Annotated in this window: 9 protein-coding genes; 8 read left to right on the forward strand and 1 reads right to left on the reverse strand. The window is 70.6% G+C overall.

Features of this window, described 5'->3' with window-relative positions; genetic code table 11:
* Position 1: 1 nt before the first annotated feature.
* The 6 genes from AC07RM_RS27125 to AC07RM_RS27150 all read left to right on the forward strand — a co-directional run bounded on the left by AC07RM_RS27125 (position 2) and on the right by AC07RM_RS27150 (position 7,895).
* Positions 2–1,012 carry an NAD(P)H-dependent flavin oxidoreductase gene (locus AC07RM_RS27125; RefSeq protein WP_495336535.1) on the forward strand — a complete coding sequence of 337 codons (1,011 nt, stop codon included), beginning with the start codon at positions 2–4 and terminating at the stop codon, positions 1,010–1,012.
* Positions 1,009–1,968, forward strand: coding sequence for an NAD(P)H-dependent flavin oxidoreductase (locus AC07RM_RS27130; RefSeq protein ID WP_495336536.1), 960 nt, complete (start codon positions 1,009–1,011; stop codon positions 1,966–1,968). The genes AC07RM_RS27125 and AC07RM_RS27130 overlap by 4 nt, the downstream gene beginning before the upstream one ends.
* A gap of 388 nt (positions 1,969–2,356) precedes the next feature.
* On the forward strand, positions 2,357–3,706 hold the full coding sequence (locus AC07RM_RS27135; RefSeq protein ID WP_057591534.1) for a dicarboxylate/amino acid:cation symporter: 1,350 nt from the start codon (positions 2,357–2,359) through the stop codon (positions 3,704–3,706).
* A gap of 139 nt (positions 3,707–3,845) precedes the next feature.
* Positions 3,846–5,621 carry a sensor histidine kinase gene (locus AC07RM_RS27140; protein ID WP_495336537.1) on the forward strand — a complete coding sequence of 592 codons (1,776 nt, stop codon included), beginning with the start codon at positions 3,846–3,848 and terminating at the stop codon, positions 5,619–5,621.
* Complete coding sequence (locus tag AC07RM_RS27145; protein WP_209544087.1) at positions 5,618–6,988, forward strand: sigma-54-dependent transcriptional regulator; 1,371 nt, start codon at positions 5,618–5,620, stop codon at positions 6,986–6,988. The genes AC07RM_RS27140 and AC07RM_RS27145 overlap by 4 nt, the downstream gene beginning before the upstream one ends.
* A gap of 37 nt (positions 6,989–7,025) precedes the next feature.
* A complete protein-coding gene (locus AC07RM_RS27150) occupies positions 7,026–7,895 on the forward strand; it encodes an aldo/keto reductase (protein ID WP_495336538.1) in 870 nt (289 codons plus the stop codon).
* A 10-nt stretch (positions 7,896–7,905) separates the two neighbouring features.
* Here AC07RM_RS27150 and AC07RM_RS27155 read toward each other — a convergent pair whose 3' ends face one another.
* On the reverse strand, positions 7,906–8,568 hold the full coding sequence (locus AC07RM_RS27155; protein WP_093340533.1) for a TetR/AcrR family transcriptional regulator: 663 nt from the start codon (positions 8,566–8,568) through the stop codon (positions 7,906–7,908).
* Positions 8,569–8,757: 189 nt separating this feature from the next.
* Here AC07RM_RS27155 and AC07RM_RS27160 point away from each other — a divergent pair, with 189 nt between their 5' ends.
* Together AC07RM_RS27160 and AC07RM_RS27165 are read left to right on the forward strand one after the other, a co-directional pair.
* On the forward strand, positions 8,758–10,878 hold the full coding sequence (locus AC07RM_RS27160; protein WP_495336539.1) for a hydantoinase/oxoprolinase family protein: 2,121 nt from the start codon (positions 8,758–8,760) through the stop codon (positions 10,876–10,878).
* Positions 10,875–12,599, forward strand: a complete 1,725-nt coding sequence (locus tag AC07RM_RS27165) for a hydantoinase B/oxoprolinase family protein (protein WP_495336540.1) — start codon at positions 10,875–10,877, stop codon at positions 12,597–12,599. The genes AC07RM_RS27160 and AC07RM_RS27165 overlap by 4 nt, the downstream gene beginning before the upstream one ends.
* The last annotated feature ends 34 nt before the right edge of the window (positions 12,600–12,633 follow it).

Genomic DNA, 12,633 nt, shown 5'->3' on the forward strand with positions numbered 1-12,633 from the left:
CATGACGGCACCGCTTTTCCGCACCCGCATCACCGAGCTGTTCGGCATCGACCATCCGATCCTCGGCGGCGGGCTGATGTGGCTGTCGGATGCGCGCTACGTGGCCGCGCTGGTCAATGCCGGCTGCATGGGCTTCGTCACGCCGCGCTCCTTCGCCGACGACACGGCCTTCGCGGCCGCGCTCGTGCAGTGCCGCGAGCTCACGCGCGGGCGGCCCTTCGGCGTGAACCTCACGCTCTCGAAGCGGCCCGAGGCCAACACGGCGGTGCGGCGCTGGATGGAGATCGCGCTCGCGCACGGCGTGCGCCATTTCGAGACCGCGGGCTATGCGCCCGGCGAGCTGATCGGCACGCTGCACGCGGCCGGCGCGGTGGTGATCCACAAGGCGCCGGGCCTGCGCCATGCGCTCGCGGCCGAGCGCGCGGGCGCCGACGCGGTGGCGCTGGTCGGCATGGAGGAGGGCGGCCATCCGGGCGCCAACGAGCTGCCGACCATGCTGCTGGGCGCGCTCGCGGCCGAGCAGCTGCGCGTGCCCGTGGTGCTGGCCGGCGGCATCGGCCATGGGCGCCAGCTCGCGGCCGTGCTCGCGCAGGGGCTCGACGGCGTGCTGATCGGCAGCCGCTTCCTGGTGGCCGAGGAGATCGCCACCCATCCGGCCTACAAGCGCCACCTGCTCGACTGCGACGAGCAGTCCACCGTGCGGCTGCTGCACACGCTGGGCAACACCTGGCGCGTGCTGCGCAACGAGACCGCGCGCGAGGTCGAGGCGATCGAGCGCGCGGGCGCGGCCGACCATGCGGCCTTCGGCATGCTGATCGACGGCCGCGCGACGCGCGACCACTGTTATGCGCAGGGCGACTGGCAACGCGGCATGGTGTCGCTCGGGCCATCGATCGCCTTCGCGCGGCGCATCGAGCCGCTGGCGGCCATCGTGGCCGAACTGCTGGCGCAGGCGCGGACCTCGCTCGCGCGCCTGCCTTCCCTCGTTTCCCCCGCACCGGAGCCCTCATGACGCAGCGCCTGCCCTTCCTCGACCGCCTGGCGGTGCCCGCGATCGCCGCGCCGATGCTGCGCGTGTCGGGCATCGAGCTGGTGTCGGCCGCCTGCCGCGCCGGCGTGGTCGGTGCCTTTCCGACCGCGAATGCGGAATCGCTCGAGGCCTTCGCGGGCTGGATGGCACGGCTCAACGACGAGGCGGCCGCGGCGCGCGATGCCGGCACCGCGCATGCGCCCTGGTGCCCCAACCTCATCATGCGGCGCGACCCGGCACGCGTGCGCGCCGAGGTCGAGCTGATTGTGCGGCACCGCGCCGAACTCGTGATCACCAGCGTGGGCTCGCCCGCGGCGGTGATTCCCGCGCTGCACGACGGCGGCTGCCTGGTGCTGGCCGACGTGGCCTCGGTGCACCACGCCGAGCGCGCCATCGAGGCCGGCGCCGACGGCCTGGTGCTGCTGACCGCGGGCGCGGGCGGCCACACCGGTTGGGCCAATCCCTTCGCCTTCGTGCGCGCGGTGCGCACCTTCTTCGACGGCCCGCTGGTGCTGGCCGGCGGCCTGCCCGACGGCGTGGCGCTGCGCGCGGCCACCGTGCTGGGCTGCGACCTGGGCTCGATGGGCACGCGCTTCATCGCCACCGAGGAGAGCCTGGCCTCGGCGCCCTACAAGAAGATGCTGGCCGCGAGCTCGCTCGACGACGTGATGACCACGCGCGCCTTCACCGGCCTGCCGGCCAACTTCCTGCGGCCCTCGGTGCTGAACGCGGGGCTCGATCCGGCGGCGCTCGACGAGACGGTGTCGGTGCAGGAGGCGCGCCAGCGCTTCGGCGGCGGCTCCGAAGGCGCCGTGATCCAGCGCTGGGCCGACCTGTGGAGCGCCGGGCATTCGGTCGGCGGGGTGGCCGGGCTGGCCACGGTGGAGCAGGTGGTGCGCGGGCTGCGCGCGGAATTCGACGCGTCCGTATTGGCCTAGGGTTTTCCCTGAAAGGCGCGTCCGAAACGCCGGACGGCCTGCGCGGGCCGCGTCCGGATGCGCGGCGCGGGGCCTCGCTGGCCTCTGATTTTCTTCAATGAAATCAACGACTTGAGTCGGGTTCTCGTGCCATTTTCATTGGCATGTGCGTTGCTCTGTGTTCTCCACTGCCGGCGCCGCCTTTTCCGAAGGCGCAGCCGGCGACAACGAGCCCAGGAGACAACCATGACCTTCAGCCGACCGGCCTTGCGGCCCCCTTCGCCAGCACGTCCCGCTCACCGCGGCGGCGCGCCGGCGCGCTGACCCCGTCCGACCGCGCCCGTCGGGCGCACCCCTTTCCATCCAAGTGTTCAGCCCCGGCCGGCCCCCGGCCTCAAGGAGATTTCCCGTGGACCACGTATCCGCATCCGCCCCCAAGCCCTTCTACAGATCGCTGTACTTCCAGGTCATCACCGCCATCGTCATCGGCGTGCTGCTCGGCCACTTCTATCCCGACACCGGCGCCGCGATGAAGCCGCTGGGCGACGGCTTCATCAAGCTGATCAAGATGATCATCGCGCCGATCATCTTCTGCACGGTGGTGGTCGGCATCGCCGGCATGGAGGACATGAAGAAGGTCGGCAAGACCGGCGGCCTCGCGCTGCTGTACTTCGAGATCGTCAGCACCATCGCGCTGATCGTCGGCCTGGTCATCATCAACATCGTGCAGCCCGGCCACGGCATGAACGTGGACCCGAGCCAGCTCGACGCCAAGTCGATCGCGGCCTACACCGGCCCGGGCAAGATGGCGTCGACCACCGAATTCCTGCTCAACGTGATCCCGACCACCGTGGTCGATGCCTTCGCCAAGGGCGAGATCCTGCAGGTGCTGCTGTTCGCCGTGATGTTCGGCTTCGCGCTGCACCGCTTCGGCGGCCGCGGCACGCTGGTGTTCGACTTCATCGAGAAGTTCTCGCACGTGCTGTTCACCATCGTCGGCTACATCATGAAGGTGGCCCCGATCGGTGCCTTCGGCGCGATGGCCTTCACCATCGGCAAGTACGGCGTGGGCTCGCTGGTGCAGCTCGGCGCGCTGATGGCGACCTTCTACGCCACCTGCCTGTTCTTCATCTTCGTGGTGCTCGGCGCGATCGCGCGCGCGCACGGCTTCAGCATCTGGAAGTTCATCAAGTACATCAAGGAAGAGCTGCTGATCGTGCTGGGCACCTCCTCGAGCGAGGCCGCGCTGCCGCGCATGATGGCCAAGATGGAGAACCTCGGCGCCAAGAAGTCGGTGGTCGGCCTGGTGATTCCCACCGGCTACTCGTTCAACCTCGACGGCACCTCGATCTACCTGACCATGGCCGCGGTGTTCATCGCCCAGGCCACCAACACGCCGATGTCGATCACCCAGCAGATCACGCTGCTGCTGGTGCTGCTGCTGACCTCGAAGGGCGCGGCCGGCGTGACCGGCAGCGGCTTCATCGTGCTGGCCGCCACCCTGTCGGCCGTGGGCCACGTGCCGGTGGCGGGCCTGGCGCTGATCCTGGGCATCGACCGCTTCATGTCGGAAGCGCGCGCACTGACCAACCTGATCGGCAACGGCGTGGCCACCATGGTGGTCGCGAAGTGGACCGGCGACCTCGACACCGAGCGCCTGACCAGCCAGCTGAACCAGGGCAGCGGCGCCGAGGCCGACGAGCCCGAGCTGGTGCTCGACGCCAAGGAAGCGCACATGCCCGCGGGCAGCGGGCGCTGATCGGGGCCGGCGTTCGCGCCGGTCTTTCTTCGGACGCCCGCCTCGCGCGGGCGTCCTGCCTTGCGGCTTCGCAATCTGCATTAACCTGCGCCCCCAGAACCGAACCGGAGCGGCGCGCCCTTCCATGGAGACTTCCACCGTGACCTTCCGTCCCCGCACCCGGCGCGCGGTGGTGCGCTGGTGCGCCGCGCTCGTGCTGGTGGCGCTGTCCGCCCTGGTCGGCCACCACCTTTCCACGCAGGCCGGCCTGGCGCGCTTGCGCGAGGCGGCAGAGCACCGGCTCGACATGGTCGCCACCGGGCTCGACGCCGAGCTCACGCGCTTCGACTACCTGCCCGCGCTGCTCGAGATGACGCCGGTGGTCCCCGCGCTGCTGAACGCGCCGGCCGACGCCTCGCTGCGCGACGCCGCCAACCGCTACCTCGCGGGCGTGAACGCCACCGCGCGCGCCGAGATGCTCTACGTGCTCGATGCCGGCGGTACCTCGCTCGCGGCCTCCGACTGGGACCGGCCCGGCACCACGCTGGGCCAGCACTACGAGTTCCGGCCCTACATGATCGATGCGCTGGCCCAGGGGCGCGGCCGCTTCTACGGCGTGGGCATCACGAGCCGCCGGCCCGGCTACTACCTCTCGTACGCGCTGCGCCGCGAGCCGGCCGTGCCCGGCGTGGTCACGGTGAAGATCAACCTCGAGGACAACGAGGCCGCGTGGCGCAAGCTGCCGGGCGACGTGGTGGTGGTCGACCAGCGCGGCGTGGTGATCCTCGCCACGCGCGACGACCTCAAGTTCCGGCCGCTGCTGCCCCTCGACGCGCTGCAGCGCGCCGAGGTGCTGCGCTCGCGGCCCTATGGCGAGGCCGCGCTCGCGCCGCTGCGCTGGCAGCGGCTGGAGGCGCTGGCGCCGGGCGTGCAGCTGATCCGCGTGGAGGGCGCCGACCGGCTCGTCGCCAGCCGCACCCTGCGCAACGCGCCGTGGCAATTGCTCACGCTCGACGACATGGCGCCGCTGCGCGTGGCCGCGCGCAATGCCGCGGTGACCGCCGGGCTCGGCATGGTCGCGCTGCTGCTCTTGGGCGTGACCCTGTGGCAGCGCCGCCGCGCCGAGCGCCAGAAGCTCGCCAACCAGGCCGCGCTGCAGGCCGCGCACGACGGCCTCGAGTCGATGGTGGCGGCGCGCACCGCGCAGCTGCGCGCCGCGCAGGACGAGCTGGTGCAGGCCGGCAAGATGGCCGCGCTGGGCCAGATGTCGGCCGGCCTCGCGCACGAGCTCAACCAGCCGCTGACCGCGATGCGCACGCTGTCGGAGAGCGCGGCCATCCTGCTCGACCACGAACGCCACGACGAGGTGCGCGGCAACCTCAAGCGCATCCGCGACATGGTCGACCGCCTGGCGCGGCTGACCGCGCAGCTCAAGACCTTCTCGCACAAGAACCAGCTCGGGCCCTCGCCCGTGGCGCTGGCCGCCGCGATCGACGATGCGCGCGTGATCGTCGCCGGCGCCGAGCAGAAGCACGGCGTGCAGGTCGAGGTCGACATCGAGCCGCCGCAGCTCGCCGTGATGGCCGACGAGGCCGCGCTCGGCAGCGTGCTGGTGAACCTGATGCGCAACGCGATCGAGGCCATGGAGCACATGCCGCAGCGCGTGCTGCGTTTGCAGGGGCGGCTCAGCGAGGACGGCCGCGCGGTGCTGACGGTGAGCGACACCGGCTCCGGCATCCGCGACGACGTGGTGCCGAAGCTGTTCGAGCCCTTCGTCACCACCAAGCCCGCGGGTTCGGGGCTGGGGCTCGGCCTCGTGCTGTGCGCGCAACTCGTGCGCGCCATGAACGGCGGCCTGCGGGCGGACAACCGGGAGGGCGGCGGGGCATACTTCGTCGTCGACCTGCCGGCCGCCAGCCCCCACGCCCACCCATGACACCACCGCCCGCCAACGAAGCCTCCGCCATCCGCGTGCTGCTCGTCGAAGACGACGACGACGTGCGCCTGAGCACCGCGCAGATGCTGGGCCTGGCGGGCTTCGAGGTCGAGGCCTTCGCGAGCGTGGAGCGGGTGCGGCCGCACATCGCCTTCGGCGTGCCCGCGGTGGTGGTGTGCGACGTGCGGCTGCCGCGCATGAGCGGCACCGAGTGGCTGGTGGAGGTGCGCGGCATCGATCCCGAGCTGCCGGTGATCCTGGTCACGGGCCATGGCCACATCGCGATGGCGGTGGCGGCGATGCGCGACGGCGCCTACGACTTCATCGAGAAGCCCTTCACCACCGAGCGGCTGGTGGCCATCGTGCGGCATGCGATCGAGCGACGGCAGCTGGCGCTGCAGGTGCGCAGCCTGCGCGAGGCGCTCGACAACTGGAACGGCATCCAGTCGGTGCTGATCGGTCGCTCGGCCCAGATGCAGCGGGTGCGGCGCAACGTGATGACCCTGGCCGGCACCTCGGCCGACGTGCTGATCTACGGCGAGACCGGCACCGGCAAGGAGATGGTGGCGCGCTGCCTGCACGACCACAGCGAGCGGCGGCGCGAGCACTTCGTGCCGCTGAACTGCGGCGGCCTGCCCGAGGCGCTGGCCGAGAGCGAGCTGTTCGGCCACGAGGCCGGCGCCTTCACCAGCGCCAACCGCACGCGCGTGGGCAAGTTCGAGTACGCGAGCGGCGGCACCCTGTTCCTCGACGAGATCGAGAGCATGCCGATGGCGGTGCAGATCAAGCTGCTGCGCGCGCTGCAGGAGCGCAGCATCGAGCGCATCGGCTCGAACAAGCCGATCCCCTTCGACTGCCGCGTGGTGGCCGCGAGCAAGGAGGACCTGAAGGCGCTGAGCGATCGGCAGAAGTTCCGCGCCGACCTCTACTACCGCATCGGCGTGGCGTTCATCGAGCTGCCGCCGCTGCGCGAGCGGCGCGAGGACATCCCGCTCTTGTTCGAGCACTTCACGCTGCAGGCCGCGAAGAAGTACGACCGGCCCGCGCCGGTGCCCAGCCATGCGCAGCTCGCCGACCTGATGGCCTATGCCTGGCCCGGCAACGTGCGCGAGCTGCGCAACGTGGCCGACCGCTTCGTGCTGGGCCTGCTCGGCGAGCGGCTCACCTTGCTGCGCGCGAGCGACGAGGAGGTGCTGCCGCAGGCCCTGCCGCAGCAGGTGGAGGCCTTCGAGCGCGCCGTCATCGTCGAGGCGCTGCGCCAGCACCAGGGCGACCAGCCGGCCACCGCGGGCGCGCTGGGCATCGCGCGCCAGACCCTGTTCGACAAGCTGCGCAAGCTCGGCATCGCGGCCGAGGAATTCAAGTAATCCGCGTGTGGCATTCGGCCGGCGCTAGCATGGCCCGATGCGAACACTCTCCTTTCCCCAAGGCGCCGGCAACGGCAACGAGATGCCCGTGCTCGGGCTGGGCACCTGGCGCATGGGCGAGGCCGCGGGCCGCCGCCAGGCCGAGGTGGCCGCGGTGCGCGAGGCCATCGCGCTCGGCTACCGGCTGATCGACACCGCCGAGATGTACGGCGAGGGCGGCGCCGAGACCGTGGTGGGCCAGGCCGTGGCCGAGGCGCTGCGTGCCAGCGAGGTGCGGCGCGACGAGCTCTTCATCGTCAGCAAGGTCTATCCGCACAACGCGAGCCGGCGCGGCACGCCCGAGGCCTGCGAGCGCAGCCTGAAGCGCCTGGGCCTCGATGCCATCGACCTCTACCTGCTGCACTGGCGCGGCAGCCATCCGCTGGCCGAGACCGTCGACGCCCTGCAGGCGCTGGTGGCGCGCGGGCGCATCGCGCGCTGGGGCGTGAGCAACTTCGACACCGACGACATGGAGGAACTGGCGCCGCTGGGGCAGGGCGGTCCCGCGTGCGCGGCGAACCAGGTCTACCTGTCGCTCGGCGAGCGCGGTCCCGAGTTCAGCCTGCTGCCCTGGCAGCGCGAGCGCGGCATGCCGCTGATGGCCTACAGCCCGATCGATCAGGGCGCGCTGGCCGACGACGAGGGGCTCGGCGAACTCGCCGCGGACCTGGGCGTGAGCGCGGCCCAGCTCGCGCTGGCCGCGGTCATCGCGCGGCCGGGCGTGGCGGCGATTCCGAAGGCGGTGGGCAGCGCGCATCTGAAGCAGAACTTCGCGGCGGCCTCGTTGACGCTCGACGCCGGCGTGCTCGCGAAGCTCGACCGGCTGCATCCGCCGCCGAAGCGCAAGACGGCGCTCGCAATGATCTGATCGGAGGCGGCTAGGCCGCGTCGCCGCTGCGGTCGCAGAGGTAGCTGATCACCATGTCCGAGGCGTGCCTGAGCCGCGACTGCTGGCGGTCCGAGGCGCCGAGGTCGACGTCGAGCACGTACGAGAGCGTGTAGCGGTTGGTGATGAAGTACGAGCCCAGGCCCGAGATCGAGACATAGAGGTCGACCCAGTCGGCATCGCGGCGGAACACGCCTTTCTGCTTGCCCGACTCGAGGATGGTCGACAGCGCCGTGCGCAGCGGGTTGAACATCTCCGAGATCACCTTCGACTTGCGGATGTGCACCGCCTTGTGCAGGTTCTCGGTCGACAGCAGCTGGTGGAACTCGGGCTGGTCGATGAAGTGCTGCACCGTCTTCTCGACCAGCTCGCGCATGTCGCGCACCGGGTCCTCGCCCGTGAGCGCGAGCTCGTTCTGGCGCTCGCGCATCGCGCCGTAGGCGCGCTCCATCACCTCGATGAACAGCGCCTCCTTGCTGTCGAAGTAGTGATAGACGAGGTTCTTGCTGATCTTGCAGCGGGCCACGATCGCGTCGATGCGCGCGCCGTCGTAGCCGTGCGCGGCGAACTCCTTGCTCGCGATCTTCAAGATCCGGTCTCGCGTTGCCACGGCATTGCGCTGCCGCGGCTTGGGCGTCTTTGTGTCGTGTGTCATGGGTCCTGATGTCGGCGAGGCACCACCGAGGCCGCGAGTCTACTTCCGGCGCGGGCGCGAAAAAGATGCAAAACAAAGGTTGACATCGTGCGGTCACGGCTCCTATATTTCGCCCTCAATGGTACTAGCCAGTTAGTTAGTTAAGGCCGGTCCCATTATCGTCCAACCCCGCTAGAACGGAGCATCACAATGGGTTCTGCACCACAGCGAAGCAAAGGCGTGCGCGTCGGATGCGATATCGGAGGAACCTTCACCGATATCGTGCTCGCGATGCCCGACGGCCGGCTCTTCGTGAACAAGACGTCCACCACGCCGGAGGACCTCGGCAAGGCCATCGTCAACGGCCTGCGCGCATTGATCGACCAGGCCGGCATCGCGCCGGGCGACATCGCCGAGATCGTGCACGGCACCACCACCGCGTCGAACACGATCCTGCAGAAGGTCGGCGCGAACACCGGCGTGCTCACCACCGAGGGCTTTCGCGACGTGCTGGAGATCGGCCGCATCCGCACGCCCACCATGTTCGATCTCGGCTGGCAGAAGCCGCAGCCGCTGGCCACGCGCCGCTGGCGCCGCGGCGTGCGCGAGCGCATGGGCTCGCGCGGCGAGGTGGTCGTGCCGCTCGACGTCGAGCACCTGCTCGAGCAGGCCGGCGAGCTGGTGGCCGACGGCGTGAACGCGGTCGCGCTGTGCTTCCTCAACAGCTACATCAACCCGGCACACGAGCTCCAGGCCAAGGCCGCGCTGCAGGCGCGCTTTCCCGAGTTGCTGCTGAGCGTGTCGTGCGAGGTGCTGCCCGAGATCAAGGAGTACGAGCGCACCAGCACGACGGTGGTCAACGCCTACATCCTGCCCGCGATGAAGACCTACCTCGCGCGCCTGAAGAAGGACCTGCGCGACATGGGCGTCGATGCCTCGCTGCAGGTGATGGCCTCCAACGGCGGCATGATGGGCATCGCCTCCGCGACCGAGAAGCCGGTGTTCGCCGTGGCCTCGGGCCCGGCGGGCGGCGTGGCCGGCGCCGCGCGCATCGGCGCGATGGGCGGCGACGACGACCTGATCGTCTTCGACATGGGCGGCACCACCGCCAAGGCCTCGGTCATCGTCGGCGGCCAGCCCTCGCTGACCAACGAGTACGAGTTCCGCGACGGCATCAGCGCGCCGAGCCGCTTCGTCAAGGGTGGCGGCTACGTGCTCAAGGTGCCCGCGATCGACATCGCCGAGGTGGGCGCGGGCGGCGGCTCGATCGCCTGGATCGACGGCGGCGGCCTGCTGTGCGTCGGGCCCGAATCGGCCGGTGCTTCGCCCGGGCCGGCATGCTACGGCAACGGCAACGAGCGCCCGACCGTGACCGACGCCAACATGGTGCTCGGCTACCTCAATCCCCAAGCGCTCGCGGGCGGCAGCCTGCCGGTCTCGCCCGAGCTGTCGGCGCGGGCGATCGATGCCCACGTGGCCGGGCCGCTGAAGCTCGACCGCCTCGCCGCGGCGCACGGCATCCGCCAGGTCGCCAACGTGAACATGGCGCGCGCGATCCGCGCGGTGACGGTGGAGCGCGGCCGCGATCCGCGCGACATGTCGATGATCGCCTTCGGTGGCGGCGGTCCGCTGCATGCGGTGGCGGTGGCGCGGCTGCTCGGCATCCGCCGCGTGATCGCGCCGATCATGGCCGGCGTCTTCTGTTCGGCCGGCATGCTCTCGGCCGACGCCGAGCACAACTTCGTGAAGGCGGTGCTGCGCCCGCTGGCCGATTGCGAACCGGCCGCGCTCGCACGCGCCACCGCGGTGCTCGCCGACCAGGGCTTCACGGTGCTGGCCTCCGAAGGCTACGCGGCCGACGCGGTGCGCGTGGAGCGCTTCGCCGACCTGCGCTACCTCGGCCAGAGTTCTGAACTCACCGTGGCGCTGCCCGCGGGCACGCTCGACACGGCCGTGCTCGAGCAACTGGCGCGCGACTTCCATGCGCTCTACCAGCAGACCTTCGGCTACAGCAGCGACGAGCCGCTCGAGCTGGTCAACCTGCGCGTCAGCGCCCATGGCCGCAGCGACTTCCGGCTCGACTTCGCCAAATGCCGCGTCGACGCCACCGCGCTGCAGGGCACGCAGGGCGAACGCCTCGTGAGCTTCGCGCCCGGCGAGGCGCCGGCCTCGACACCCGTGGTCCCGCGCGCCAGCCTCGGTGCCGCGCCGGTGCGGGGGCCGCTGATCGTCGAGTCCTACGACACCACCATCGTCGTGCCGCCGCACTGCAGCGCGCGCGCCGATGCCATCGGCAACATCGTCATCGACCTCCAGGAGATCCCGGCATGAACCGCGCCATCGACCCGATCACCTTCGCGGTGGTCAAGAACGCGATGGATTCCATCGTCGACGAAGTGGCCTACACCGTGCTGCGCACCGCGCGCTCGGAGATCGTCAAGGACGTGATGGACTACTCGGCCGCGATCTGCGACCGCCACGGCCAGATGATCGCGCAGGCCAAGACCATCGCGCTGCACCTGGGCGCCATCCCCGAGGCCATGGCCGAGGTGCGCAAGCGCTACGGCGACGCGCTCGCGCCGGGCGACGCGGTGATCGTCAACGACCCCTACCAGGGCGGCATGCACCTGCCGGACATCTTCATGTTCGTGCCCTTCTTCTACCGCGAGGAACTCGAGGGCTTCTGCGTCGTCATCTGCCACCACACCGACGTCGGCGGCCGCGTGCCCGGCTCGAACGCCAGCGACTCGACCGAGGTCTACCAGGAAGGCTTGCGCATCCCGGTGGTCAAGCTCTACGAACGCGGCGTGGTCAACGACATCATGGAACGCGTTATCGCGCAGAACGTGCGCGTGCCCGACCGCGTGCTCGGCGACCTGCGCGCGCAGTACGCGGCCTCGCAGGTGGGCGTGCGCGAGCTCACGGCGCTGTTCGACCGCTATGGCCGCGACGACGCGCGGCGCTACTTCGCCGAACTGCTCGACTACGCCGAGCGGCTCACGCGCGAGGAGATCCGCCGCTGGCCCAAGGGCACCTTCCACTTCGAGGACTTCATCGACGACGACGGGCTCTCGCCCGAGCCGATCCCGATCCGCGTCGCGCTCACGGTGCACGAGGACCGCGTCAGCGTCGACTACACCGGCTCCTCGCCGCAGGTGCGCGCGGCCATCAACTCGACGCTGTCGTACACCAAGTCCTGCACCTACCTCAGCGTGCGCTGCGCATTGAAGGGCGACGTGCCGAACAACGCCGGCGTGTTCCGCTGCATCGAGGTGCACGTGCCCGAAGGCACCGTGCTCAACCCGATCGAGCCGGCCGCGGTCGCGGCGCGCGCGCTCACCGGCTACCGCGTGTTCGACGCGATGCTCGGCGCGCTGGCCCAGGTGGTGCCCGACCGCATTCCCGCCGCGGGCGAGGGCGGCAACACCGTGGTCTGCCTCTCGGGCAAGAAGGACGACGGCAGCAGCTACATCATCGTCGACATGATCTGCGGCGCCTGGGGCGGCCGCCCCGGTTCCGACGGCATCGAGGCGATCACCAATGCCTCGCAGAACCTCTCGAACACGCCGGTGGAAACGCTGGAGGCGCAGCATCCGGTGCGCGTCGAGGCCTACGAGCTCGAGCCCGACTCCTGCGGTGCCGGCCGCTACCGCGGCGGCCTCGGCATCCGGCGCAGCTACCGCGTGCTGGCCGACGACGTGCTGCTGCAGCTGCGCGCCGACCGCATGAAGTTCCAGCCCTACGGCCTGCAGGGCGGCCTGCCCGCGAAGTCGGCCTCGAACCGGCTGCAGCACGGCGGTGAAACCACCGAGCTCGCGAGCAAGGTTGGCATGCGCATTGCAAGAGGCAGCGTGGTGACGCACACGCAACCCGGTGGCGGTGGCTTCGGCGATCCGCTGCTGCGCCCCGCGCAAGAGATCGAGCGCGACGTCTGGGACCACAAGCTCTCGGCCGACTTCGTGCGCCGGCACTACCGCGCGGTGGTCGATCCGGCCAGCGGCCGCCTCGACGCCGCGCAAACCCAGGCACTGCGCGCCGGCACTGCGGACTGAAGCACCGCGCCACGCCCGCGATTCCCCCACCACC

Source organism: Variovorax sp. GW821-FHT09B05 (assembly GCF_059418265.1).